Consider the following 362-nt stretch of genomic DNA (forward strand, 5'->3'; position numbering starts at 1 on the left):
GCTATCTGGAAGACGGCAGACTGGAACTGAGCAACAACCGTGCTGAGCGCAGCATAAAGCCTTTTGTTATGGGACGGAAGAACTGGCTTTTTGCCAACACTCCGGCAGGTGCTCAATCCAGCGCGGTGATCTACAGCCTGATTGAAACGGCAAAGGAGAACGAGCTCGATCCGTACCGATATCTGCTTTGGGTTCTGCAGAGTGCGCCGGTGCTGAGCCAGGCTGACGAATTCTGGGCTGAAAAACTTCTACCAACCAACGCCCCACAAGAATGCCATGTTCCTCAATAATGATTGATCTCCACCTCAGCGCATTCGCGCCAAGGTGGAGATTTTTATACGCTGTTAGAATTGACGCTTACG

1 protein-coding gene is annotated in these 362 nt (G+C 51.7%); it reads left to right on the forward strand.

What is annotated here, in order from left to right:
• On the forward strand, positions 1 to 290 hold a 290-nt coding region (locus JQM66_RS12485), incomplete at its 5' end, for an IS66 family transposase (protein ID WP_235230186.1).
• Between the last annotated feature and the right edge of the window lie 72 nt (positions 291 to 362).

Source organism: Oscillibacter valericigenes, assembly GCF_021531915.1.
GTDB lineage: Bacteria > Bacillota > Clostridia > Oscillospirales > Oscillospiraceae > Oscillibacter > Oscillibacter valericigenes_A.